Genomic DNA, 24,333 nt, shown 5'->3' with positions numbered 1-24,333 from the left:
GAAGTTTTTTAATCTTAGAATTTATTGCATGATCTACAGGGGTTTTATGGATAGATTTTTTGTATTGTTCATAACAATACTATTTCAAGCGCTAATTGCAGGGTTAATATTTATAGGCTTTTTGCTGGACCCGAAGTTGGGTCTATGGATAGTGGCAATTTATTTTTTTGTTATTACAACATTCCTCACTTATTTCTTTTTTTCCCGCGTTTCAATTGGCAAGTTTTCTAGTTGCTTGAGCCTGAAATAATATTTACAAGCCCTTGCTATCTAGCCGTGAGACAATCTATTGGCTAACTTTTTGTCCGTCGTGGATTTTTCTTTTTTGGTAAGGGCAACTCGGATGCAGTGATTTTAATCAGTTCAGTCAGCCATTCACTGTCCTCCCACATTTCTCCAGAAATTAATAAATAAGCTTTTGCACCTGGATAGGGAAATCCTTCAGTACAATTTTGCACAAATGCTTTGCCAGCGGCGGTTGGTTTTACAAATAATTGCTCGTCACACACTAAAGCCACCACTTTTCCGTCACAATAAACCGCATATTCTCCAAACATTTTTTTTGCGTAAACAGTTCCTGCTTTTGCAATTTGTTCCATGATAAAATCAATGGTGCTTTGCTTTGATGACATGGTAAATCCTTAAGTTTAAACTTTGGCAATTCGCAGGAATAAAATGGTTTATAGATTTTTAAGAGCTTTTTTATACCTGCTATACCAACTTTACAGCCCCCGTTACCATCGTCTTTCATTATTAAAAGAAGCGCCCAATTCTTCTCAATATATAAGAGTCACTTTATATAAGAGTTACTTTTTGAATTAAAAAAGAAAACAGCTAATATTAACAATAGTTTTAAGAAAAAAACTATGTAAATAGCTGTGGCATTGATAAATTTCTGCAGAAAATATTGTCGCGGCTAATGCATTTTTAGCCAATTGCCGCATAATGAATGATTCCGATCTCTTGTAAAACTATTATGAAAAAATTAAATGAATTATTAGCTCCCTGGGTTCCTCATATTACCGCGGATTGTGTAATTTCAGGCTTACAAAATGACAGCCGTAAGGTAAAAGCGGGCGATTTATTTTTGGCTTACCCTGGTGCTGTTACCGATGGCCGCTTGTTTATTCCTCAAGCCGTGCAAGCTGGTGCTGCTGCAGTGATTTATGATCCTGAGCTGCTGCCTGCTTCGGCTTTACCTCTTGCTGATGCCATCCCATGCCTAGCCATGGCAAAGCTAAGTTGCAAATTGCCTGACATTGCAGGGCGTTTTTATGATTATCCGGCTAATGCATTGGCAGTGACCGGTGTGACCGGTACCAATGGTAAAACCACGGTGGCTTATCTCTTGACACAAGCTTATGAGTTGTTTGGAAAGTCGGCGGCTTATATCGGCACATTGGGAGAAGGCCCGACCACAAACATCAAAGCCTTGGGTAATACCACCCCGGATGCCTTGCGTCTACAATCTTTATTTTTTGATTATAAGCAAGCTGGGATAAGACAAATTTGCATGGAAGTATCATCACATGCTTTGTGCCAGGGAAGGGTGGACGGAGTTAATTTCTCTCAAGCAATTTATACCAATTTAAGTCATGAACATCTGGATTATCACCAAACCATGGAAGCTTATGCTGCTGCCAAGGCGCAATTATTTGCCAAAAGCACGTTGCAATATGCCATTGTCAATGCCGATGATCGCTATGCAGCTCTTATGACTGCAAGACTTGCAACGAATTGTAGGAAAATTACTTATGGAATAAATACGCCCTGTGATGTGCGAGCAGTAAACTGGCAGATAAACAGATCAGGCAGTGTGATGGAAGTCCACTCCCCCTGGGGTATTCATCATCTGCAAATCAATACGCTGGGCTTATTTAATATTTATAATAACCTTGCCGTGTTTGCCAGTTTACTGAGTGCTGGTTTTCCTGCAGCAGAAACAGCGGAAATGATGAGTAAGCTGCAAGCTGCACCAGGGCGCATGGAAGTGATTGCAAAAGAGCCCTGTGTGATAGTGGATTACGCCCATACGCCGGATGCGTTGGAAAATGTATTGGCTGCACTTTCGAAATTGAAACAAGGACGTTTAATTACTGTGTTTGGCTGTGGCGGGGATCGGGATAAAGCAAAACGACCGATGATGGGAAAAATTGCCAGCCAATATGCTGATTCGTTAATTATTACCAGCGATAATCCGCGCACTGAAGATCCTATACAAATTATTGAGGAAATTAATCAGGGGGTATTACCTACCGTTAAAGTGCATAAAATTGTCGAGAGAAAGCAGGCTATTGCAGAAGCTTTAAACAACGCAAGTCATGATGACATCGTTTTGATTGCCGGGAAAGGGCATGAAGATTATCAACAAATTGGCACGAAACGTGTTAATTTCTCCGATCAAAAGGTGGTGCGTGAACTTTTGCAGAGGTAGGACATTGGAAAATTCTTCCATTCTCTTCTAACTTGTTTTAAGGAGAGTTTAATGAGAAGTTCGCCTGCCTATCCTGACATTAATGGATAGGGAAGCTCGATTGCAAAGGAGAGCTTGTATGAGCAAAAATCTTATCCTGGAATACGTAAGCATTGACGAATGTCCGAAAGCGGAAGTGCTTGCATCGATGACCGAATTGACGCTCGGTGATTTACATGCCAATGCGGTTAAGCTGCTCTATTGTTTAGTGCGTGCAGGTTTTTTTGAAATTTCTTCTGCCCATTATGAAAGGATAGTGGAAATTTATGAAACATTCATGGACACTGTGGATGCCTGCCTTGTTGAAGATAAAAAACTCAAAGCTCAGCAATTTCTCCCACCAAACATCGCAGAAATTAAGCCCCAAAATGACATTTTTAAACCGGCACAGGCGCTACTCGCTGAGTTTGATGAACTTTTAGCAAACATTAAAGTCACTAACCAAGGTGTTTTGCTGCGCTTGCTAGGAGATGAAGTAGGGGATCGGGGCGCTAATGACTATTTTATTTTAAAAATTCTGGAAAAATTACGTAAAGCTTCTGTTCCCTATGAAATTTTAATTTCAAATCATGCCTTAGGCTTTATAGAAGCTTATGAACTGGCACAACGTTTTGAATACCCTAGTTTAGGGATGGATCAGGCACGTTCTTTATATAATTTACAAAAGTTGATCGATTATAATTTAATTACCCGAAACCAGGTTGTAAATTTAATCAATTATGCCTATAAGCCGGCTCTCAAGGCTTTATCGTATTCGCTTGATCATGCAAATAATACCATTACCCTATACAGCCATGCCCCTGTTGATTTAACTATCATTAAGTTTTTAACTGAAAAATTTAATGAAAAATATCAAAAAGATTTGCGTCTTGGCATTACCTATCAGGATGAAAGCATTGAAGAACTTGCTGGAACAATAGAATGCATCAATAAAGAATATACGATGCATGCTGAGCTTAATTTCATCCATATACTATATGATCGCGAGTCAATAGGGTGTGACCCTTACGCAAAGCCAAATGCACAAAATCCTTTTGAAATGCTTACCTGGAATCGCGATTATGAACAAATTCAACGGGCTACAAAACATAAGGGTTACAATATTCATTATGTACATGGACATGATGCAACCGGCGTGACGGATGAATGTTCTTACTGGAATTTGGATAATACATTGGGTAAGACTTCAATTTCTTATGGTTACAATGCAGCGACACGAAAAATTTATAATTCTAATTTTTATGGCGAGTATACTATCCTTGTGTCTGATGAGAGAAAGTTAGAGGATGCAGCAAGTTTTTATCAGGACATTGATTCAGAAGAAGAGGTAGAAATTCTTTACGATGAATCGCAAGATAAAAAAAAATTTAATGGTGCTACAGTTGAAGAAATTTCTGCGGGAACCATTCACAATGCAGTGCAACAATTTTCCTTATTTACATTAAAAGAGTCGCCCAGCAAAGATCCATCATCTGCAGTAGCATCTGCATTAAATCTAACTTCTCTTTGATTTAAGATACGGTAACATGGAACCCCGCATGGTGGGAGTTCCATGAGCGAATGAATGAGCCGAAAGTTTACTCAGCAATAGCGATCCGATCGTCAAATACGAAGCAGGTGCCTTCCCACAAGGATTGTTCAGCAGGAATGGCATCTAAATAATTTAGAATGCCCCCATCTAACTGGTAAACTTCTGAAAAGCCTAAAGACTTAAGGTAAGCGGTCGATTTTTCACAGCGGATGCCGCCTGTGCAACACATGGCAATTTTTTTATCTTTTTTATCGAGCAAGTGTTTTTCTACAAATTGAGGGAAATCCCGGAAATTATCCGTGTGCGGATTAATTGAATTTTTAAATGTACCTAAATTTACCTCGTAATCATTACGGGTATCAATCACGAGTACTTCCGGATCAGAAATTAACTGATTCCATTCCATAGGGGAAACGTGGGTGCCTGTATCTTTACGCGGATCGATGCCTTCCACTCCCAGTGTGACAATTTCCTTGCGAAATTTTACTTTTGCTTTGGCAAACGGGATGAATTCATTATAAGTTTCTTTGAACTTTAAATCTTGCAGGCGTGGATCTTGCTGTAAATGGGCATAAAAAAACACAATATCTTCTGGTTTACCGGCAATACTGCCGTTGATCCCTTCCTCAGCCAAAATGATGCTTCCTAACAAATTATGTGAATGCATTACAGCTAACAAAGGTTCTTTCATGCCCTGAAAATCGGAAAGAGTAATAAATTTATAAAAAGATGCTATGACATATCGCTTCATTGGCCACCTGAGTTATAAGTCAATTAAAGTTAAAATCTAAAGTTTACACAGTCTAGGTATTTATTGCACCAATAATTGTTTCTTAAGCGATTCCATTTCCCTGCACTGCTTCAGATTCTTCAGCAGCAATTTCATCGGCACTGCCAGTGCTTTCTGCGGAAAGACTTATGGGGGGGGCGAAAAGTAAAAATCGCTGTTTCAAGTCATTAAATAGCAATCTACCGGGTTGTGCTTCAAGTTTGGTGGAAGACGTTGTAGCTTCCTGTGCCGCTATTTCTTTGCGAAAAATTTCTTTAAAGCCGGGGGGAATACTGGCATCCACGCTGATATTGTTTACAGCTGTTTCAACTTTTTCCGTATAATCTTGTCGTAAAGTTTCCAACTGCTGTTCCATCGCTGCAGCTTCGATGATCTTGTCACCCAGGTTGGTTCTAAAAAATGATATGAATTTTGCTAAAAAATTTAATAACCGTAACAGAAAATTATCATGAAGTTCAATAAAGGCAGTAACGTGTGTCTTTAAATCATCTAAAGCTTCTATTTTTTCTTTATTATTTAAAATCTCATTATACGTACCTTCAAATTTCTTTAATAAACCAAGGATAGAATGCGTGGAATTTTTCAAGTCGCTTAGTTCTTCTACTGTAGCCTGTATAATGATGGTTTTTTCGTATGCTTCTTCACAAAAATTTAACGGTGGTTCTATCTGGCTTTCTTCTTTAAATGGCACTTGCGGACTTTTGGGTTTTTGTGCAGCAGATGTGGTTTCTTCTCTCAGGATTTCGGGGTTTCCTGCAAGAACTGTCTCGGGTATTGCCTCAGCACGAGATGACTCTTGCGCAGAGTTAATGGCTTCTTCTTCAATTTCAGGCAAAATTGTTGCAGGTGGCAGGATTATTGCTCCCTCTGCCTTGAGTGATTCCGGCTCTATGGAAGTTGTGGCTTGCAACGGTTCAGGAATAATCAATTGGGCTGCATTGCAAAGTTCCGTTTCGAGCTGCTTGATCTCTTCTTCGGCTGCAGTGATGTAAAGATCCATCCTTTGCAGATGTTGTTCAGCTAAAGCTTTTAATTCCTTCTTACACTCACTGTCAAAGGTTTCAACGGAGTAATTTTTTTGGGTTTCCTCAGGTACAATGGCGCGATATAAAGCGGATGGTAGCGCAGAGATCCAACTCAATGTGTATTGGGTTTTATCGATGATGCTTCTATAAACATTCGGGTTTTCCAGTTCCTCTAAGCGCGTTTGCCATTGTTCTTGTATGATAGGGGGGGCATGCTCGAATAAATAGTTAAAATTTGTCCTAAATTCATTGATGAGGTCGAGTGCATACTTGCGGCCTGTCAGCTGCTCTTCATTCCGCTGCAATCCATCCAGGATTCGCTGTGGGTGCACCAGTTCATTAATTAACTTCTGCCTTCGAGCTCGGGCATGCGTTAAACGAGTGACAAGGTCATTTACCGTGGTAATTTTATTTTGTACGGCGGCAACTTTATTTGCGAATGCATCCTCCTTGCAAAGAATATTTAAAAAAACATTGATAAATAAACCATTGGGAGTAGCAGACAAATTGGATGCATCTTCTGCAGGCGTTTGCGTCATGTTATCGTCAGCCATAAACTTCTCCGATTCCCGGTCCTTAATGTACATCACCTACATTAAGTAAATATTAAATCTCACTCCCCAGGATTGACTTTATTTGCGAATCTAGATTAGTCATATCATAGGAAATAAAATCATGCCGGTATTGATGGGCTTTTCGTTGCTGTAAAAAAGCCACTTGCTTATCGCGTGCTTTTTTCAAAATACAAGTGTCAAGAAGTGGATTATACAAAGAAAGAACACAGTCTGGCCAGTTTTTGTATACGGGAATTGTTGTTATTTTTTTATGTAACCTGGATATCGACGGCACACTATAACCGTAGTGAATATGTATTTTTTCACTGATGGCACTTACTGCCGCCAGTTTGGCTTCAATACTATGGCCAGCTATGTGCGGCGTACACACGGTTGCCCTTGCCACAATGCGTGGATCAATTGCAGGTTCATTCGAATAGACATCAGTGCAATACAGCAGAGGGGTTGCAGTATTTAGCAACGCTTCCTCATCGACAATGCCCCCACGCGCGGCATTAACAAGGATAACCCCAGGTTTTAATTGAGCCAGTAACGCCTCATTGAGTAAGTTTTTACTGGGATGGGGCAGCGATTCATGCAAGTTGGCGTGTATGCATAATAAATCACAGGAAGTTAAATCGGATAAGGAACAATAGGAGTACATACTGTCTTGCGACGCTTTTAACGGGTCATAATATAAGACTTCAAAGCCAAGTGCCTGCAAACGACGGGCTACCTGGTGGCCGACTTCACCCACTCCAATTATTCCGGCACGATTCCCGGGTAATTTTTCGTGCACAAGAGCTAAAACCGTTACGACATAATCAGCAACGGCCCGGGCATTACAGCCTTTTGCATCAAATAAGGTTATCCCTTTTTGTTTAACCAGAGCTTCGTCAATATGATCAATGCCGCTGCTGGCTGTGGCGATGCATTTTAAATGGCTGTTTTTAAGTAATTGCTCATTTATGCGTAAGGTAGAGCGGCAGATTAAAACATCATAAGAGGCGAGTTTGTCTGATAATTCGCTTTGATTTTCGTAGGTGTCTAATTGGAAATTTTTAGAAAACAATGCAGGAAGATTGGGTAAGGTGGCATCAGCAATAATTTTCATAAATTAAATAAAAGCTTGATTAAAGATAAAGACCAAAAAAGGAGCGGGCTTAATATCCAACCCAGCACACCAGTCAATAACAAGGTGATGAGGATTAAAAAACCAAAGGGTTCTACCCGCAAATAAGTGCTGGCAGCAGCAGGAGGCAGCAAGCTTGCCACTACCCGGCTGCCATCAAGAGGCGGGATAGGAAGTAAATTTAGCAATGCAAGGAGCAAATTAATGATGATGCCAGCATGTGCGGTGAGTAAAAAAAATAATACTGCTGCCGAAGTTTGCGGGTTGAATAATGCTGCAGTTTTAAAAACCCCAGCCCAAATAACTGCCATCAGTATATTAGTTAAAGGCCCCGCGGCAGCTACCAAGGCCATATCCCGCCGTGGAGAGCGCAATAAATTCCAGTTGATGGGGACAGGCTTTGCCCACCCGAATACAAATTTAAATTGGGTTAGCACGCCCATGAGCAAAGGAACGAGGATGGTACCTATCAAGTCAATATGGCGAATAGGGTTTATACTCAAGCGACCCAACATTTTTGCAGTTGTGTCCCCGCAACGGTTTGCAATAAAGGCGTGGGCTGCTTCATGCAAGGTAATGGCAAGCAAGACTGGGATTGCCCAAACTGCAATGTGTTGGATGAGTGTTAAAGTAGGCATATAATCCTGGTTTGTCTGGGAAACCGCTAAAAATATTATTTGTTAACGATAACAAATTCCGCTGTTGTGTGGTTTTCTACGTCAAATTTTTTTATTTTAGAACAAGCTTTGGCTTTATACTAGAATTTAATACACAGCTCTACTATGATGCCTGCTTTTTACATTGAGATGGCATTGACAAGAAAATATCCTTACCTTTTATTGTGTCTGTTTTCGCTTCTTATATTTTTGCCCGGTATGTTCAAATTACCGGTTATCGATCGGGATGAAGCGCATTTTGCGCAGGCTACGCGACAAATGGTGCAGACCAATCAATACTTTCAGATCCGGTTTCAGGAAAAAACACGTTTTCAAAAGCCGCCTGGAATTAACTGGCTGCAGGCAGCAAGCGTATATTTTGGAAGCGATAGTAACGCTTCCAAAATTTGGCCTTACAGAATTCCTTCGCTGTTAGGGGCTTTATTCTCCATCCTGCTCACCTTCTTTTTTGCCCGGCGCTTTATCGGGGAGAAAGCTGCTTTTTTAGGCGCCGCTTTGTTGGGTTCGACTTTCTTGCTGGCCATTGAAACGCATATGGCGGTGATTGATGCTTCTTTATTGTCTTCCGTGGTGTTAATGCAGGGGGCTTTATGGATTATCTATACGGCAGGAAGTCAAGGCCAAAAAGCACCTTGGGGGTGGGCATTATTATTTTGGCTGGCGATGGCGTATGGTTTTGTATTGAAAGGAGTCACGCCGTTAGTTGGTATTTTGACTATTGCCGCACTTTGTATTTCCGAGAGAAAGAGGTCTTGGTTGCGCGGTTTACGCATTTCCTGGGGGTTGCCGTTATTCCTGCTTTTAAATCTTGCCTGGCTTTTGCAAGTTAATGCAGCAGAAAACAGCAATTATTTGCTGCAAATGTTTCGCAAGGATTTATTGCCGAAATTACAAGGGGGGCATGAGTCGCATGGGAAACCTCCTTTATTCCACCTGGCTATTCTGCCCATTACCTTTTGGCCTGCTTCCTTATTTTTATGGCAGGGAGCGGTTCATGCCTTTCAGCATAAAAGCCAGCCTGCCATCCGTTTTTTACTGGCGTGGCTTCTTCCTACCTGGATTTTCTTTGAACTCATGCCGACTAAGTTGCCGCAATATGTGCTGCCCACTTTTCCGGCTATTGCATTACTATGCGCACTGGCTATTGTTGCCTGTGTAAAAACTATACCCAGTCGTTTTTTACGCATTCTGCAAGTACTATGGCAAATCGCCTCATTTGGGTTTGCAGCAAGTCTATTGATGATAACCTACCTGTTGCTGCAGGAATTTACCTGGATAAGCATTGCCACGTGCAGTGCCGTAGCAACGATGAGTTTACTTTGTGTTCGCCTGGCCTTTAAGGGGCATTTCAAACAAGCTGCTGTTGCAGTGCTGTGCACGGCATTGGTGTGCTATCCATTAATTTTTGCGCTGTTGTTGCCGCAACTAAAACCCATATGGGTTGCGCGCAATGCGAGCGAGATGCTAAAGCCTTATGCATTAGCAGAGCAATACCCCGTCCTTGTGGTGGGCTTTGCTGAACCCAGCCTGGTTTTTTATCTGAATACAAAGCAAGTTATTTTTATCGAGGCGGCCGAGATAGAGCAGTATAAAAAAGAAGGGCAATTATTCTTGGTTGAAGAAGGGCATAGGGCAGAAATGACCAAGGATCAGAATTTCTGCTTGCTTAAGCAAAGTACTGGGTATAACTATAACAAGGGTAAATGGGTTAAACTTTTGTTATTCCGCTGGACCCCATCCGTTTGCCCAGAACAAAAAATAAATTAAGAGGTTAGTATGGCACCGTTTAACCGTTTATTAATGATTATGATGAAACCATGGATGGCCGTTTTTTATTTAGGATTTGTGTCGCTGGCATTTTTATATTTGGATAAGCCTATTGCATTATACTTCCATGAAGTTGATCTCAGGTCCAATTTAGCGATTTTGAACTGGATCACCAAAGTGGGTTTAGGAGGTTTTTACCTCGTTTCTTTGGTTTTACTGGCTTTATATTTTAGGTTTGTGGCACGGAATTACAAATGGGAAGTGCGCGTCTGGTTTTTATGGTTGTGTGTGGCATTCCCAAGCTTGATTTGCTTGGGCCTCAAAATTGCTTTAGGGCGGGCGCGTCCATCGTTATTATTTGAAGAGCAGCTTTATGGATTTTACGGGCTGCAAACGCAGTCGACTTTCTGGTCATTTCCTTCAGGCCATAGCACCACGATTATGGGTTTGGTTTTTGGTTTAAGCATTTTATTTCCACGCTACGGTTATGCATGGATAGCGGCTGGTCTTTTTGTAGCCATTTCGCGTATCTTGCTTACGCATCATTATCTAAGCGATGTACTGATAGCGGCTTACCTGGCGCTTTTGGAAGTAGGATTGTTATGGTGCTGGGTACGGCAGAAAAATTGGGCTGCATCACTGCAAGACAATGCCAATACAGCAAATTAATGATATGGTCAGGATTAGCTGGAACGCATGTGCTCATATGCTATATAATGGCTAACTTTTTAACGATTGGGTATCTAAAGGATGTCTTTCGCGTATCAATTTGATCTGTCAATAATCATTCCAACTTACAATGAAATAGATAATGTAGCTGAACTTTATCAAGAAATTGCAAGTGTATTAGCAAAGACGCCTCATGGTTTTGAAGTAATTTTTGTAGACGATGGAAGCACTGACGGTACGCAAGAAAAATTGCAAACTTTGGCCAGGCAGCATGAGCATTTGCGCTTGGTATGCCATAAGAAAAATTATGGGCAAAGTGCCGCCTTATTGACAGGTGCGAAGGCTGCGCGTAATGCCTGGTTAATTACCATGGATGGCGATGGCCAGAATGATCCTGCTGATATTCCAAACATGCTCGCAAAACTCACTGATGCGCATACCATTGTCTTGGGTAATCGTAAAAAAAGAGATGATAATAGCTTGAGAAGGCTTTCCTCGCGGATAGGGAATGGCATTCGGCGGTGGCTGTTAAATGATGAATGCCCGGATACAGGTTGCAGTTTGAAATTGTTTCCGCGCGAAGCTTTTTTGGCTTTACCGCACTTTAATCATATGCATCGGTTTTTACCGGCTTTGTTTAAGCGTGCAGGATTTAGATTGGTGAATATCCAAGTCAATCACCGGCCGCGCCGGCATGGAGTTTCAAAATATGGGGTTATGAACCGTTTATTTGTCGGGATACATGATTTGATAGGTATGCGCTGGCTGCTCAAACGCCCATGTGCTCCGGAGGTAAGTAATGAGTGCTGAATACATTTGGCTGGCTGTAGGCTTATTAGGGCAAGCTATTTTCTCAGCCCGTTTCATCGTACAATGGCTGGTAAGTGAAAAAGAAAAACGCAGCGTTATCCCCGTAGCTTTCTGGTATTTAAGCTTGTTGGGCGGGATCACTTTGTTGCTGTATTCCATCTACAAACGCGACCCTGTGTTCATTTTAGGTCAGTCCACCGGTGTGTTCATTTATACTAGGAATTTATTGCTGATCCAGCGTGAGCGCGTTGCGCGCAGTGAAAAACTGCGGCAGATTTAATACGCCACACCTTGCAGAATCATCCTGCAAGGTGTGTATTATCATGCAAATCATGCTATATTTTTTACTTTAATTTTTTCTGGAAACACGGATGCGTGTTTTAAACAAAATTATTTTGTTTTGCTTCCTTTTTATTTCTGCTTCCCTGCCTCATGCCGCCCCGCAATTTGTCTGGTACAGTAACGCGCCCAAACAAGTCAAAATCCATGTAGACGTCTTTCTTTCTTCCACCTGCCCCCATTGCCATAAGGCAGACGAATTTTTTAAGAAATTGGAAAAAGAGCGGCCATGGATAGTAGTGAACCGCTATTTCATTAATCAAGATAAATCTGCATTACAAAACTTCTACAAACACTTGCAACAACAAAATTCAACCAATTTTTCAGTTCCGGCAGTATTTTTTTGCGACTCGCGCTGGGCCGGATTTGCAGACATGAAGAGTACGGGCCAGGTTTTACTGCGTGCGTTAAATTATTGCCGCCAGCAAATTAGTCAAAGAGGCGAGCTAAGCCAGGGAACCATCAATCTCTTAAGGCAATGGGGGGCGGCTAACCAGTTTGAAATTGATGTGAATGTAAGCAAAACTCCCATTCAATTTATTATCACTTCGGCATTAATGGACGCGTTTAGTCCCTGTTCCCTATTCAGCTTTGCTGCTTTTTGGGCTTTTCTCTGGCTATGCCCAAAATCAAGCATCAGGCGCTTGGGCATTGGGCTTGTTTTTATCTTATCGCTAGGCAGTATCCATTATTTCTCCCAAGCTCATTTTGCTTATTTTTACCCGTTTTTATCTTGGTTGAGATTGCCAGTATTCTTGGCAGGAATTTTGCTGTGGATCTTTATCCTGCGTTACTGGTGGCGACATAAGTTAAAGGAAGTAAAACCCAATGTCGGCATTTATGGATTAGTGATTTTGACTGCTTTATCCGTACAAGTTTTCCAACAAACCTGTGCATTGAATATCGCCTTGATTTTTGAACAATGGTTAGCAAAACAAGTGCTGACACCTGCAAAATTTTTTGCCTATCACGTACTTTATCAAATTATTTACACATTGCCATTGCTTGTTTTTCTATTATTTTATTTATTACTGGGTCGCTATCGTCGCTTCACCCGCTACGAAAAAATATTGCAAATTTCCGCCTGTTTTATATTGGCAACCATAGGTGCGATTTTAATCATTTATCCTAAGTTGCTCGCCAGTTTTACACTTTCTGTGGGTGTGATCATTGCAGCTTTTCTTTTTGGCCGTTTATACGTGGGAAAACATGACAGACAAGGAAATGTATAAAAAATTTCTACCGATAGCTTATGAGGTAGAACAGGGAAAAATTTATGCTTGGTGCGGATGCGGGAAAAGCGAAACGCAGCCATTATGCGATTATGATCGCGAAGAATGTAAACAGCAGCAGGTAATATACCATGCAATTGTTACAGAAACTGTCTTTTTTTGCGGCTGCAAGCAAACCCAGGAACCGCCTTTATGCGATGGTTCTCATGCTGCGGCCTTGCTGGAATGTATAAAGCAGCAAACATGATGTTTTTGTTGCATGATAGACAAGAGTGGTGGGCCAAGAGCTTGATCTGGGCCTCTTGATTTGGGATCATCACTTCATTACGGCAGGTAGGTGTGATTATGGGTAAATTAACGGATATTCCGGTTGTTGTTGAAAGTGGGCAGAAATATACGACTAAACAAGGCTTCACTGCAATTAAGGATGGTGTGAAAACAGGAAGCCTGGCCCAGGAACGTTTGCCCAAACCAAGCTGGTTACGTATCGTAAATCAGATAACCCCGGCTTATACGCAGGTTAAAGAGCAAGTTAGAGAACATCGGTTGGCTACGGTCTGCGAAGAAGCCAAATGTCCGAATATAGCCGAATGCTGGTCACATGGCACAGCAACCATCATGTTGATGGGAGACGTATGCACAAGAGCATGCCGTTTCTGCTCCGTTGATACAGGTAACCCGCATGGATGGCTGGATGCGCAAGAACCAGAAAATACAGCCAGAACAGTCGAGTTGATGAATTTGGATTATGTGGTATTGACGTCGGTAAATCGCGACGATTTGCCAGACGGCGGTGCCAGTCATTATGCAGCTGCCATTCGTGCCATCAAGCTCCGTTGCCCTAAAACCAAAATAGAAGCATTGACTCCGGACTTCCAAGGTAAGCAACAAGATGTGGCTGTATTGTTAGACAGCGGAGTTGATGTGTTTGCACAAAACGTGGAAACAGTAGAACGCCTTACTCATCCGGTAAGAGATAATCGTGCGGGTTATTGGCAAACCATCCAGGTGTTGGCTTTCGCCAAACAGTATCGCCCTGATGTGTTAACCAAGACAAGTTTGATGCTTGGTTTAGGGGAAACCGATGAGGAAATAATGCAGACCATGGATGATTTACGCGCCCATCACATCGATATTTTAACCTTAGGCCAATATTTGCAACCGACGCGCAATCATTTAGCTGTTGCCCGCTATGTAACGCCTGAAACATTCGCAAAACTTCGTGAAATAGGTTTGCAAAAAGGTTTTTTTGAAGTGGCCTCCGGTCCTTTCGTGCGCTCAAGTTATCGGGCTGATCGCATCTTCAAACGCGATAATTTAGGTTTGTAACGGCTTTTGAGCAACCCATCAGGAAGGCCCCGAATACCGCATAATGCAATCAGTACGCGTTAACATGTGCTATCTTAATTAGATAGCAGTTTCATTTAAAGCCGCATGGTTATTAAAAGAATTGCATTATTTGCTGATCACTTGCAAAGGGCCACACGATGCTGAATTTATTGGCTTTATTAAAATCGGTTTTTTGGAAAGCTTCTGCAGAAATTCCCGAGAATCAGCTCAATGAAATTGGATTGTCTAAGAAAAAACTAAGCACAATAGCCGAACCTTCATCCATTCCCCTTCTTCGGGTAGAAGATAAATTGCAGCAATTGTTGGAAGAAACGACGCAATGTCACGCCGAATTGCGGCATGATTTTTCCCTTAATAATTTACAGTACTTGGATAAATTGGAAAAAATAGAAAAAAAAGTATTATTCTATGCAGAAGATAAAATTCCCGTTAAACCGCTTTCCGAGCTTTTTACTGCAAAGGAATTCCTCGAGTTTGAAAAGGAATTTCAAATAGCCGTCCATCGCCCTCGCAGCGCAAAATTTTCCCGCTATGATCCTCGTCTGCTCACTGCCAAAGAAGAACCAAATGCTTGCGCAAACCTAAGCATGCAGATGTTTAATTCCAAGAAAAGCAATTTATGAATTGAAATTCTTATGTAATTATTTTGGTTAGATAGCTTATTTTTTAGCCAGAATCACATCTATTACATGCGTGTCTTGATAAGGAAATGTAAAAATCTTGCTGAATAAACGCTTTAAACGCTGCAATAAAAAATTGCGTGGCAGCATACGAATAGTCAAACTGTTTAGAAACCACGTGCCCTCAATGCCAAATAAAGCCAATTCGTCAATATTATTTAAAACGATTGGAATATAAAGGCGCTGATGTTCAACTACTTGAAATTCATGATCAACGAATGCTTGTAGTAATTCTTCTTCGCCTGCTGCTACGGTAGTATTTTTCACAATTGCTTTATAATAATGGCCAACGATCCGGCTTAGAATAGAGCCATTGGAAATGAAATTGGCCAATTGTTGCTGGGCAAGTGGGAAAGAATCATAAGTCGTTGTAATTAAAGAAAAATGACCGTTAGCACGCGTTAAAAGCCGAGCTTGATTAAATAAAGTTTTGATAGGGATATAAGCATTGACAAAATGCGCCAGGACCACATCTTGACTGTGATGAGGCAAGAAGTGACTTGCTTCCGTAGCACTGCCTTCGATGGTCACCAAATCCAGGGTTTGCTGCGCACGTTTTAACATTTCCGAGGAAACATCAATACCCGTAAACTCGGCATGCGGCATGACTGCAGCGAGTTGTTTCAGAAATGCCCCATTCCCTACTCCCAAATCCAATACTTTAAGGTATGATTTATCTCCCAGGTGAGCATGTTTTATCTGGGCAATGGCGCATTGGTGAGATTTAGTTATGGAACCAAATCGATTGGCTATAGCGTAATGGCCGGCAATATTGTCATACATGGCCTTTAAGGTCATGCAGTTTTCCTGTTTTTACTCATTCAATCAGTATATCGCTAAATGACAGGTTTTTGCGATATCCTTTTTTAAAATGTGTTGGCTGGAAAATCCGTATTGTTCCCAACTTTAGAAGATCATGACTTGATTTGCGCCTTAACATGCCAAGAGCAGTCGCTCTTCCGTTTTAGCCAAATTAATGGCTCAAATTTGACTAAAGAATATAGGATTGATAGTATCGCCCAAACTTATACCATCCGTTTTCATGCGCACATGAGACAAATTTAAAGGAATGATTTTATATGTGTGGGATAGCAGGTATCTTAAACACAAAAAAAATAAAAATTGAAAATTTAAAACATAAACTTGCAGTGATGAATAAACTCATCGCACACCGTGGTCCAGATGACCAGGGAATATGGACAAATAAAGAAAACTCGATAGGATTAGCCCACCGCCGTCTTAGCATCATTGATTTATCTCAGCATGCACACCAACCGATGATTGCCCCTACTGGCGATGTCATTGTTTATAACGGGGAAATTTACAATCACGTTGAACTCAGGCAAGCCTTATCAGCCCATTGGACATTTACGTCTAACTCAGATACAGAAGTCATTCTGGCGGCATACAAGGTTTACGGCGTTGATTGCGTCCAGCATTTCAGGGGCATGTTTGCTTTCGCAATCTGGGATGGTGAACAGTTATTCTGTGCCCGCGATCAATTCGGCATCAAGCCTTTTTATTATACAAAACAGGATGACTCGTTTGTTTTTGCCTCGGAGAGTAAAGCCTTACTGCCTTTCTTAGGCTCAATAAAAACAGAACGTCAGGCATTTGCCGAATACATCACATTTCAATACCCAATGGGTAAGCAAACCTTGTTTCATGACGTCTTCCAATTGGAGCCGGCGCATGCCATGTTGATTACTGCAAATGGTGAAAAAATCTGGCGGTATTGGGATGTTCATTATCACATCGATTACGACCACACAGCGCGTTATTTTGCGAATCGTTTGGAAGAAATTCTTAATGAATCCATTCGACTGCACTTGCGTGCCGACGTCAATATCGGTGCTTACGTCAGCGGGGGAGTGGATTCAAGCCTCATAGGTATTTTGGCAACTCATGAGAAAAATCAAGCATTGCCATTTTTTCACGGCCGTTTTCTGGAAGATAAAGCCTATGATGAAAGCGAGTATGCACAACATGCTGCCCAACAATGTGGCACTTCTTTGCATGTGCGCGATATCACTGCACAAGAATTCGCAGCGCATTTTAGCAAGATTATTTATCATATGGATTTTCCGGTGGCAGGTCCCGGAGTATTCCCGCAATATATGGTTTCTGAGCTGGCTGCAAAACACGTCAAAGTAGTGCTTGGTGGCCAGGGCGGGGATGAAATATTTGGTGGTTATGCGCGCTATGTAATGGCTTATTTCGAACAATGCATGAAAGCCGCAATTGAAGGCAGTTATAAAAAAGGTAACTTCGTCGTCACGGCAGAATCCATTATTCCAAACCTCGAAGTTTTAAATGCTTATAAACCATTATTAAAACGGTTTTGGAGCCATGGCTTGTTTGAGCCGCTGGAGAAGCGTTATTTTTCATTAGTCGATCGCGGCCTTGACTTGGATGGTGAAGTGCACTTGACAGCGGGTGAGCGTGAGCACGTTTATCAGCAGTTTTTGGATGTATTTAATGCAGCCAAGTTTGAAAAAGCGGAATCTTATTTCGACAGCATGACCCATTTTGATTTTAAATGCTTGCTGCCGAGTTTGCTGCATGTGGAAGACCGGGTGAGCATGGCGCATGGTTTAGAAGCCAGAGTACCGTTTCTCTATACTCCTTTAATTGAGTTTATGGCCACCATCCCTGCCAATATAAAGTTTGCTGATGGTCGTATGAAGCATTTGCTGAAGCAAACTTTTTCCCATATTTTGCCTGCGAAAATCAGCAACCGCAAAGATAAGATGGGCTTTCCTGTACCTCTGAGCGAATGGATGCAGGGCGAATTGAAGGATTATGTACAAGATATTTTGCATTCAGGGTTAGCCCGGCAAAATAATTTTATTGATTATGAAAAAATCATAAAGAATTTCGGTAGCACTGGGAAATTTAGCCGAAAAATATGGGGATTTTTATGTTATGAGATTTGGCAGCAACAGTTTCATGACCAAGCTCAAACATTTCGCGCCATGTTAAATTACAATAACAATTTTGTTCATGAGGAGTGTAACGTATGAAAGTCTTAATCACAGGCGGTTCTGGTTTTGTTGGATCACACTTGGCGGATAGATTATTAGCGCGCAATGATCAGGTTTTGGTGATTGACAATTTCAGCACAGGTCGCCGTGATAATTTAAAACCTCATAAAAACCTGGAAATTATAGAAGAAAGCATTGCTAATACGGCCGCAATGCACCAAATTTTTGCTCAATTCAAGCCCGATGTCGTCATTCATGCTGCAGCTTCTTATAAAGATCCGGACAACTGGGTAGAAGATTGCCAAACGAATGTCTTGGGAACCGTTAATGTAGTTTCTGCCACTAAAAATGCAGGGTGCAAGCGCCTTGTTTATTTCCAAACCGCACTTTGCTACGGTTTAAACCCTAAAGAACAACCGATTTCCTTAACCCACCATTTTGATGCGCGCGGCAGCAGTTATGCCATTAGCAAAACTGCCGGTGAACATTATATTGAATTGTCCGGCTTGGATTTTGTTTCATTCAGATTAGCCAATGCCTACGGCCCCCGCAATATCAGCGGCCCTTTGCCGACTTTTTACCATCGTCTGACTTCAGGCAAACCTTGTTTTGTGATGGACACACGTCGTGATTTTGTTTATATCCAGGATTTGGTTGATTGCGTTGAGCGGGCCGTTGATGGCAAAGGACATGGCTATTACCATATTTCTTCTGGCAGCGATTTCTCCATTAAAGAATTGTTCGATGCGACCCTTGCCGCTTTAAACATGACTTTGGAGAAAGAAGTCGAAGTGCGCGAGCGTCATCCGGATGATGCATATACCATCTTACTGGACCCATCCCGTACCAATCACGATTTTTCCTGGGATGTTAAAACTCCGCTGGTAGAAGGGGTGAAAGCCGCCATTGAATATTATAAACAATATGGCATTGAACAAACGTTTACCCATTTGCGTGCAGTGGAAACCGAGCCAGCATAGCAAGGTTGGGTCAGCGCAATAGAATGTAGCCTGGATGCCGGAAGGTATCCGGGTTTTCGCCGGGTGCATATTCACCAGGTTATACGTAAATGATAGGAAGTAAAAATACCATGGCAGATTTTTCAGGTAAAAAAATATTGGTAGTGGGCGGTGCTGGTTTCGTTGGCAGCAATTTGACTCAGAAATTGCTTGCATGTAATGCACAAGAAATTATTGTTGTTGATAATTTATTGTCCGCTGATATCACCCGTGTCCCTGAGCATCCTCATGTACAATTTATTCATGCCTCAATTACGGAAGATAACGTTTTATATCACTTGCCAGAAGATTTGGATTATGTCTTTCACCTGGCAACCTATCACGGTAACCAAAGTTCTATTGAAGATCCACTGAAAGATCATGAAAACAATACATTAACGAGCTTAAAACTGTTTGAGCGCATAAGCAAATTCAAGTCATTAAAAAAAGTGGTTTATTCTTCTGCAGGTTGTACCGTTGCAAAAAAAACGTTTGAACATGCCGAAGCCACTGTTGAACAAGAAGATGTTTCGCTGTACCTGGATAGCCCATATCAAATGTCGAAAATATTCGGCGAATTTTATGGCAATTATTATTTTATGCGTTACGGCATGCCGTTCGTTAAAGCCCGTTTCCAAAATGTTTATGGACCTGGTGAAATCCTGGGTGCAGGCTTATGGCGCGGCAATGCGAATACTATTTGGCGAAATGTAACACCAACCTTTATTTTCAAAGCCTTGCATCAGGAAGCGCTGCCACTGGAGAATAATGGCATTGCAACCCGGGATTTTATTTATGTAGATGATATTGTAGCGGGGCTTATTGCCTGTGCGTTAAAAGGCGAGGCTGGCGGCGTTTACAACATCGCTTCAGGCGTAGAAACATCAATCCGGGATCTCGCCGTGATGATTAATGAGATAACCGGGAATCAGGCTCAGATTGATAATTTGCCTGCGAGAAATTGGGATCGCTCCGGCAAGCGGCACGGCAATACTGAAAAATCCCAACAGGAACTCGGATTTAAAGCGGAAGTTTCTTTACCCGAAGGGTTAAAAAGAACCATCGAATGGACTCAACAAAATATGGAAACCATCAAGCGTTGCATGCAAACCCATCAACGTTATGCCCCTGAAATAAAGAAATATCTTTAAGAGGGCAAGTCTGTAAGCAAATCCAAGAATTAAGGATACATTATGCAATTCATCGACTTAAAGACACAATCCAACCGGATTGAAGATCGCCTGATTGCGCGTTTTAAAGACGTATTAAATCACGGCGCTTACATCATGGGGCCTGAAATCACTGAGCTTGAAACAGCTTTGGCAAATTATGTGGGCGTAAGCCATGCATTAGCTGTAGCAAGCGGGACAGATGCCTTACTCATTGCCTTGATGGCTTTGGGTGTGGGTGCGGGCGATGAAGTGATTACCACCCCGTTTAGCTTTTTTGCCACGGCGGAAGTCATTGCACTCCTGGGTGCAAAGCCTGTGTTCGTAGATATTCATCCCGATACCTACAACATCGATGCAAGCTTAATCGAAGCAGCGATTACTGCTAAAACCAAAGCTATTATTCCAGTTAGCTTGTATGGCCAGTGCGCTGATTATGACGAAATCAATGCAATAGCAAAAAAATACAATTTACCGGTTATCGAAGATGCAGCGCAAAGCTTTGGTGCTACTTATCAAGGTAAGCAATCCTGTGGTTTAACCACCATCGGCTGCACCAGTTTCTTCCCATCCAAACCATTGGGATGTTATGGGGATGGGGGCGCTTGTTTCACCAATGATGCCGAGCTGGCACAACGGATGAATGAAATCCGCACGCATGGACAATCCAGGCGCTATCATCATACCCGCTTAGGTATCAATGGACGTTTGGATACCATTCAGGCGGCGATTTTATTAGAAAAATTAGCTATTTTCCCCGAAGAAGTCGTGTTACGGCAAGAGGTTGCAGATCGTTATCAACAATTGCTGCCCGCAGAAATCCGAAAGCCGGTCGTTAAAACTCATAATACCAGCGTGTTTGCTCAATACACCATCGAAGTATCCAATCGGGATGCCGTACAGCAAGCTTTGCAAAAACTAGGTATTCCTACGGCTGTGCACTATCCGGCGGGTTTACATGAGCAACCAATCTTTAAAGAACTTTTTCCGGGCAGACAAAGCTATCCGCACACGGAAAATGCTGCGCGCCGGGTGATGAGCATCCCCATGCATCCCTATTTAACGATAGATGACCAGCAAAAAATTTGCGGTGCTTTAAAGGAAGTATTGCGCGAAAAAGTTGGGGTATAAGCAATAAAGCGGTAAGAAGAAGCCTGATAGAAACGGATGAGGTAACATTATGTTAGATAGCTTCGTAAAAAAAATTAACAACAAAGAAGCAATTATTGGTATTGTGGGTTTAGGATATGTCGGATTACCGCTAATGCTCCGTTTTGCGGAAGTGGGTTATCGCGTAATTGGAATTGATATCGACGAGAAAAAAAATGCATTGCTGAATCAGGGTAAGTCCTACATTCAGCACATCCCATCTGCCGATGTAGCTAAGGTAAAAAATAGAATCCATGCCACGTCGGATTTTGCGGAAAGCAAAGAAGCCGATGCACTCATTTTATGCGTACCGACCCCGCTGGATAAATACCGGGAGCCTGATTTAAGCTATGTGCTGCAAACGACAGACGCTTTGTTACCGCACATCCGCGCAGGGCAATTGATTTCATTGGAGAGTACCACTTACCCTGGCACGACAGAAGAAGAATTAAAGCCGCGTATTGAAAGTACGGGGTTGATTGTTGGCCAGGATGTTTTTCTCGTGTATTCCCCTGAGCGGGAAGACCCGGGCAATGCTCATTACACCACAGCCAGCATCCCTAAAGTTTGTGGCGGGCAAACTGCCCATTGTCTCCAGGCAGGAGTTGCGCTTTACTCTGCAGTAATCGATAAAGTCGTACCTGCTTCATCCACAAAAGTGGCTGAAATGACCAAGCTGCTTGAAAACATCCATCGCTCAGTAAACATTGGTTTGGTCAATGAAATGAAAATCCTGGCCGATAAAATGGATATTGATATTTATGAAGTAATCGATGCCGCTGCCACCAAGCCGTTCGGTTTTGTTCCCTATTATCCAGGTCCTGGGATCGGCGGGCATTGTATCCCCATTGATCCTTTTTATCTCACCTGGAAAGCAAGGGAATATGGCTTGCATACCCGCTTCATTGAATTGGCTGGTGAAATTAACAGCAGCATGCCGCACTGGGTAGTGAATAAAGTTTCGGATGCGTTAAATGCACGTGAACGCGCCATTAAAAACAGCAAAATTTTGGTTCTTGGTATCGCTTATAAGCGTGATGTGGACGACATGCGTGAATCTCCATCCATTGAAATTATGGAGTTATTGCAGGCCAAAGGAGCGGAAGTTTCTTATTCTGATCCGCATGTGCCTGTTTTCCCTGCCATGCGTGCACATCATTTTGATTTGCACAGCGTTGAAATCAATGCCGAAATGCTAGCGCATCATGATTGTGTTCTTCTGGCTACCGCGCACCGGGCTTTTGATTATGAATTGATTGCTCGACATGCAAGATTAATCGTAGATACACGTGGTGCATTTAAACAATTCAAACAGAATAATATTGTGAGTGCGTAATATGAGTAAAGCTCCGTGGATTATTTCTGACAGAAAAATAAACATTGCATTGGTAGGATGTGGGCGGATTGCAAAAAATCACTTGCAAGCTATTGAACAACATAAAGATACTTTAAGCCTCACTGCAGTTTGTGATGTAGATGAATCCGCCTTGCAGGAAACCAGTAAACAGTATGGGGTCGAAGGCTATCGGCATTTGGATGATTTGTTACGCTTCACTGATGCGGATGTCATCACCTTGTGCACTCCCAGCGGTTTGCACCCTTTACAGACTGTTAAGATAGCGCAGTCTGGACGTCATGTAATAACTGAAAAACCGATGGCTACCCGCTGGCAGGATGGACTACAAATGGTAAATGCTTGTGCTGAAGCAGGTGTGAGGCTTTTTGTCGTCAAGCAAAATCGTTTGAATGCGACGCTACAGTTATTGAAGAAAGCCATCGATGGCGGCCGTTTTGGCAAAATTTATTTGGCCAACATCAATGTGTTTTGGACCAGACCGCAAGATTACTATGATCAAGGCGGCTGGCGGGGTTCGTGGGAAATGGATGGCGGTGCCTTTATGAACCAGGCAAGCCATTACATCGATTTAATTCACTGGTTATTAGGCCCTGTGCAGTCTGTCCAAGCCATGACAGCTACTTTGGCAAGAAAAATTGAAGCTGAAGATACGGGCGTAATGAACATTCGCTGGCGAAGCGGTGCCATGGGGTCAGTCAGTGTGACCATGCTCACTTATCCGAGAAATTACGAAGGGTCTATTACCATCCTGGGGGAAAAAGGGAGTGTACGCATCGGCGGCATTGCAGTGAATGAAATCCAACACTGGGAGTTTGCAGATTCTTCGCCGGATGACGAAGAAATAAGACAAGCCAGTTACCAAACCACATCGGTGTATGGTTTTGGTCATCCACTTTATTATGAAAATGTCATCAAGTCATTACAGGGCCTTGCCACACCTTTAGTAGACGGGCGCGAGGGTTTAACTTCGCTGGAAGTGCTTATTGCTGCTTATCGTTCTGCACGTGATGGCCAAACTGTACACTTGCCTTTGGAGTTGTAGCCATGTCTTATCAAGCCCATGAGACGGCAATTATTGATAAAGGTGCGCAAATTGGCACAGGTACCCGCATTTGGCATTGGGTGCACGTCAGTAAAGGCGCGTGCATTGGAGAGAATTGCAGCCTCGGTCAAAATGTCTATATAGGTAATCATGTCGCTATCGGCAATAACGTAAAAATTCAAAATAACGTATCCGTTTACGATAATGTGACGCTTGAGGATGATGTTTTTTGCGGACCAAGCATGGTGTTTACCAATGTTTATAACCCGCGCTCAGCCGTTCCACGCAAAGATGAATACCGTAACACGTTGATAAAGCGGGGCGCTACGCTGGGTGCTAATTGCACGATCGTTTGCGGTGTTACGATTGGCGAGTATGCATTTGTGGGAGCCGGGGCGGTGATTAACCGTGATGTTCCAGCTTATGCTCTCATGGTGGGAGTGCCGGCGCGGCAAATCGGCTGGATGAGCCGGTTTGGTGAGCAGCTTAAATTTGCAGAGCAAAGCGATGGCAGCCTAGCTGCGCGTTGTGAAAAGACAGGGGAACTGTATCTAAACCGGGCCGGCCAAGTCGAGCTCGTATCGCAAGCATAGGAATAAGGACAA

Annotated in this window: 23 protein-coding genes; 17 read left to right on the top strand and 6 right to left on the bottom strand. The window is 42.4% G+C overall.

The genetic code is table 11. The features are described 5' to 3' along the window. Positions 1-293: 293 nt before the first annotated feature. Positions 294-599, bottom strand: a complete 306-nt coding sequence (locus ELY11_RS02980; protein ID WP_233579598.1) for a TfoX/Sxy family protein — start codon at positions 597-599, stop codon at positions 294-296. A 377-nt stretch (positions 600-976) separates the two neighbouring features. Between ELY11_RS02980 and ELY11_RS02975 the strand changes: the two genes are divergently transcribed. Further along, positions 977-2,434 (top strand): UDP-N-acetylmuramoyl-L-alanyl-D-glutamate--2,6-diaminopimelate ligase, encoded by a 1,458-nt coding sequence (locus ELY11_RS02975; RefSeq protein WP_126953062.1) that lies wholly within the window; start codon positions 977-979, stop codon positions 2,432-2,434. Between the two features lie 118 nt (positions 2,435-2,552). Beyond that, positions 2,553-3,983: a Dot/Icm T4SS effector Wip gene (gene wip / locus ELY11_RS02970; RefSeq protein WP_127032499.1), complete on the top strand. Its 1,431-nt coding sequence runs from the start codon at positions 2,553-2,555 to the stop codon at positions 3,981-3,983. A 67-nt stretch (positions 3,984-4,050) separates the two neighbouring features. Here wip and trhO read toward each other — a convergent pair whose 3' ends face one another. From trhO to ELY11_RS02950, 4 genes are all read right to left on the bottom strand, one after another. Next, positions 4,051-4,755: an oxygen-dependent tRNA uridine(34) hydroxylase TrhO gene (trhO, locus tag ELY11_RS02965; RefSeq protein WP_127032498.1), complete on the bottom strand. Its 705-nt coding sequence runs from the start codon at positions 4,753-4,755 to the stop codon at positions 4,051-4,053. A gap of 82 nt (positions 4,756-4,837) precedes the next feature. Further along, complete coding sequence (locus tag ELY11_RS02960; protein WP_127032497.1) at positions 4,838-6,373, bottom strand: hypothetical protein; 1,536 nt, start codon at positions 6,371-6,373, stop codon at positions 4,838-4,840. A gap of 52 nt (positions 6,374-6,425) precedes the next feature. Further along, positions 6,426-7,487 carry a 4-phosphoerythronate dehydrogenase gene (locus ELY11_RS02955; protein WP_126953066.1) on the bottom strand — a complete coding sequence of 354 codons (1,062 nt, stop codon included), beginning with the start codon at positions 7,485-7,487 and terminating at the stop codon, positions 6,426-6,428. Then, positions 7,484-8,143 carry a site-2 protease family protein gene (locus ELY11_RS02950; RefSeq protein WP_126953067.1) on the bottom strand — a complete coding sequence of 220 codons (660 nt, stop codon included), beginning with the start codon at positions 8,141-8,143 and terminating at the stop codon, positions 7,484-7,486. Before ELY11_RS02950 ends, ELY11_RS02955 begins: the two co-directional genes overlap by 4 nt. A 144-nt stretch (positions 8,144-8,287) precedes the next feature. Here ELY11_RS02950 and ELY11_RS02945 point away from each other — a divergent pair, with 144 nt between their 5' ends. The 8 genes from ELY11_RS02945 (at position 8,288) to ELY11_RS02910 (ending at position 14,972) form a co-directional block, all read left to right on the top strand. Beyond that, the gene (locus ELY11_RS02945; RefSeq protein ID WP_127032496.1) at positions 8,288-9,949 is read left to right on the top strand and encodes an ArnT family glycosyltransferase; all 1,662 of its coding nucleotides are present in this window, start codon (positions 8,288-8,290) and stop codon (positions 9,947-9,949) included. A 9-nt stretch (positions 9,950-9,958) separates the two neighbouring features. Further along, the gene (locus tag ELY11_RS02940; protein ID WP_126953069.1) at positions 9,959-10,618 is read left to right on the top strand and encodes a phosphatase PAP2 family protein; all 660 of its coding nucleotides are present in this window, start codon (positions 9,959-9,961) and stop codon (positions 10,616-10,618) included. Positions 10,619-10,699: 81 nt separating this feature from the next. After that, on the top strand, positions 10,700-11,428 hold the full coding sequence (locus ELY11_RS02935; protein WP_126953070.1) for a glycosyltransferase family 2 protein: 729 nt from the start codon (positions 10,700-10,702) through the stop codon (positions 11,426-11,428). Then, positions 11,418-11,708 (top strand): lipid-A-disaccharide synthase N-terminal domain-containing protein, encoded by a 291-nt coding sequence (locus tag ELY11_RS02930; protein WP_126953071.1) that lies wholly within the window; start codon positions 11,418-11,420, stop codon positions 11,706-11,708. The genes ELY11_RS02935 and ELY11_RS02930 overlap by 11 nt, the downstream gene beginning before the upstream one ends. A 91-nt stretch (positions 11,709-11,799) precedes the next feature. Beyond that, complete coding sequence (locus tag ELY11_RS02925; protein ID WP_126953072.1) at positions 11,800-12,999, top strand: thioredoxin domain-containing protein; 1,200 nt, start codon at positions 11,800-11,802, stop codon at positions 12,997-12,999. Beyond that, positions 12,977-13,246: a CDGSH iron-sulfur domain-containing protein gene (locus tag ELY11_RS02920; RefSeq protein WP_126953073.1), complete on the top strand. Its 270-nt coding sequence runs from the start codon at positions 12,977-12,979 to the stop codon at positions 13,244-13,246. Before ELY11_RS02925 ends, ELY11_RS02920 begins: the two co-directional genes overlap by 23 nt. Positions 13,247-13,344: 98 nt before the next feature. Beyond that, positions 13,345-14,328 (top strand): lipoyl synthase, encoded by a 984-nt coding sequence (gene lipA / locus ELY11_RS02915; protein WP_126953074.1) that lies wholly within the window; start codon positions 13,345-13,347, stop codon positions 14,326-14,328. Positions 14,329-14,486: 158 nt separating this feature from the next. Further along, positions 14,487-14,972 carry a hypothetical protein gene (locus tag ELY11_RS02910; RefSeq protein ID WP_127032495.1) on the top strand — a complete coding sequence of 162 codons (486 nt, stop codon included), beginning with the start codon at positions 14,487-14,489 and terminating at the stop codon, positions 14,970-14,972. Positions 14,973-15,008: 36 nt separating this feature from the next. Here the strand turns inward: ELY11_RS02910 and ELY11_RS02905 are convergent, their stop codons facing one another. Continuing rightward, positions 15,009-15,827 carry a class I SAM-dependent methyltransferase gene (locus ELY11_RS02905; RefSeq protein WP_126953076.1) on the bottom strand — a complete coding sequence of 273 codons (819 nt, stop codon included), beginning with the start codon at positions 15,825-15,827 and terminating at the stop codon, positions 15,009-15,011. A gap of 281 nt (positions 15,828-16,108) precedes the next feature. On the opposite strand from ELY11_RS02905, the gene asnB reads away from it, so the two are divergent. The 7 genes from asnB (at position 16,109) to ELY11_RS02870 (ending at position 24,321) form a co-directional block, all read left to right on the top strand. Beyond that, a complete protein-coding gene (gene asnB / locus ELY11_RS02900; protein WP_126953077.1) occupies positions 16,109-18,052 on the top strand; it encodes an asparagine synthase (glutamine-hydrolyzing) in 1,944 nt (647 codons plus the stop codon). Beyond that, a complete protein-coding gene (locus ELY11_RS02895; protein WP_127032494.1) occupies positions 18,049-18,993 on the top strand; it encodes an NAD-dependent epimerase/dehydratase family protein in 945 nt (314 codons plus the stop codon). Before asnB ends, ELY11_RS02895 begins: the two co-directional genes overlap by 4 nt. An 89-nt stretch (positions 18,994-19,082) precedes the next feature. Then, positions 19,083-20,162 carry an NAD-dependent epimerase/dehydratase family protein gene (locus ELY11_RS02890; RefSeq protein ID WP_199737572.1) on the top strand — a complete coding sequence of 360 codons (1,080 nt, stop codon included), beginning with the start codon at positions 19,083-19,085 and terminating at the stop codon, positions 20,160-20,162. Between the two features lie 42 nt (positions 20,163-20,204). After that, a complete protein-coding gene (locus ELY11_RS02885; protein ID WP_126953079.1) occupies positions 20,205-21,311 on the top strand; it encodes a DegT/DnrJ/EryC1/StrS family aminotransferase in 1,107 nt (368 codons plus the stop codon). A gap of 49 nt (positions 21,312-21,360) precedes the next feature. Then, entirely contained in the window at positions 21,361-22,665 is a 1,305-nt protein-coding gene (locus tag ELY11_RS02880) for a nucleotide sugar dehydrogenase (RefSeq protein WP_126953080.1), read from the top strand. A gap of 1 nt (position 22,666) precedes the next feature. After that, entirely contained in the window at positions 22,667-23,728 is a 1,062-nt protein-coding gene (locus ELY11_RS02875) for a Gfo/Idh/MocA family protein (protein WP_127032493.1), read from the top strand. A 2-nt stretch (positions 23,729-23,730) separates the two neighbouring features. Next, on the top strand, positions 23,731-24,321 hold the full coding sequence (locus ELY11_RS02870) for an acyltransferase (RefSeq protein ID WP_126953082.1): 591 nt from the start codon (positions 23,731-23,733) through the stop codon (positions 24,319-24,321). The last annotated feature ends 12 nt before the right edge of the window (positions 24,322-24,333 follow it).

The organism is Legionella septentrionalis (assembly GCF_003989745.1).
Lineage (GTDB): Bacteria > Pseudomonadota > Gammaproteobacteria > Legionellales > Legionellaceae > Legionella_A > Legionella_A septentrionalis.
The sequence above is the reverse complement of the archived record's forward strand: the minus strand, read 5'-3'. Positions and strand labels throughout refer to the sequence as shown.

What these genes read in the sequence shown, in the direction of transcription:
- ELY11_RS02885 (WP_126953079.1), top strand. Translation starts at nt 20,205, where the DNA reads ATGCAATTCATCGACTTAAAGACACAATCCAACCGGATTGAAGATCGC.
- ELY11_RS02880 (WP_126953080.1), top strand. Translation starts at nt 21,361, where the DNA reads ATGTTAGATAGCTTCGTAAAAAAAATTAACAACAAAGAAGCAATTATT.
- asnB (WP_126953077.1), top strand. Translation starts at nt 16,109, where the DNA reads ATGTGTGGGATAGCAGGTATCTTAAACACAAAAAAAATAAAAATTGAA.
- ELY11_RS02975 (WP_126953062.1), top strand. Translation starts at nt 977, where the DNA reads ATGAAAAAATTAAATGAATTATTAGCTCCCTGGGTTCCTCATATTACC.
- ELY11_RS02910 (WP_127032495.1), top strand. Translation starts at nt 14,487, where the DNA reads ATGCTGAATTTATTGGCTTTATTAAAATCGGTTTTTTGGAAAGCTTCT.
- trhO (WP_127032498.1), bottom strand. Translation starts at nt 4,755, where the DNA reads ATGAAGCGATATGTCATAGCATCTTTTTATAAATTTATTACTCTTTCC.
- ELY11_RS02980 (WP_233579598.1), bottom strand. Translation starts at nt 599, where the DNA reads ATGGAACAAATTGCAAAAGCAGGAACTGTTTACGCAAAAAAAATGTTT.
- ELY11_RS02895 (WP_127032494.1), top strand. Translation starts at nt 18,049, where the DNA reads ATGAAAGTCTTAATCACAGGCGGTTCTGGTTTTGTTGGATCACACTTG.
- ELY11_RS02920 (WP_126953073.1), top strand. Translation starts at nt 12,977, where the DNA reads ATGACAGACAAGGAAATGTATAAAAAATTTCTACCGATAGCTTATGAG.
- ELY11_RS02890 (WP_199737572.1), top strand. Translation starts at nt 19,083, where the DNA reads ATGATAGGAAGTAAAAATACCATGGCAGATTTTTCAGGTAAAAAAATA.
- ELY11_RS02930 (WP_126953071.1), top strand. Translation starts at nt 11,418, where the DNA reads ATGAGTGCTGAATACATTTGGCTGGCTGTAGGCTTATTAGGGCAAGCT.
- ELY11_RS02955 (WP_126953066.1), bottom strand. Translation starts at nt 7,487, where the DNA reads ATGAAAATTATTGCTGATGCCACCTTACCCAATCTTCCTGCATTGTTT.
- ELY11_RS02925 (WP_126953072.1), top strand. Translation starts at nt 11,800, where the DNA reads ATGCGTGTTTTAAACAAAATTATTTTGTTTTGCTTCCTTTTTATTTCT.
- ELY11_RS02935 (WP_126953070.1), top strand. Translation starts at nt 10,700, where the DNA reads ATGTCTTTCGCGTATCAATTTGATCTGTCAATAATCATTCCAACTTAC.
- ELY11_RS02905 (WP_126953076.1), bottom strand. Translation starts at nt 15,827, where the DNA reads ATGACCTTAAAGGCCATGTATGACAATATTGCCGGCCATTACGCTATA.
- ELY11_RS02945 (WP_127032496.1), top strand. Translation starts at nt 8,288, where the DNA reads ATGATGCCTGCTTTTTACATTGAGATGGCATTGACAAGAAAATATCCT.
- ELY11_RS02870 (WP_126953082.1), top strand. Translation starts at nt 23,731, where the DNA reads ATGTCTTATCAAGCCCATGAGACGGCAATTATTGATAAAGGTGCGCAA.
- ELY11_RS02960 (WP_127032497.1), bottom strand. Translation starts at nt 6,373, where the DNA reads ATGGCTGACGATAACATGACGCAAACGCCTGCAGAAGATGCATCCAAT.
- ELY11_RS02940 (WP_126953069.1), top strand. Translation starts at nt 9,959, where the DNA reads ATGGCACCGTTTAACCGTTTATTAATGATTATGATGAAACCATGGATG.
- lipA (WP_126953074.1), top strand. Translation starts at nt 13,345, where the DNA reads ATGGGTAAATTAACGGATATTCCGGTTGTTGTTGAAAGTGGGCAGAAA.
- wip (WP_127032499.1), top strand. Translation starts at nt 2,553, where the DNA reads ATGAGCAAAAATCTTATCCTGGAATACGTAAGCATTGACGAATGTCCG.
- ELY11_RS02875 (WP_127032493.1), top strand. Translation starts at nt 22,667, where the DNA reads ATGAGTAAAGCTCCGTGGATTATTTCTGACAGAAAAATAAACATTGCA.
- ELY11_RS02950 (WP_126953067.1), bottom strand. Translation starts at nt 8,143, where the DNA reads ATGCCTACTTTAACACTCATCCAACACATTGCAGTTTGGGCAATCCCA.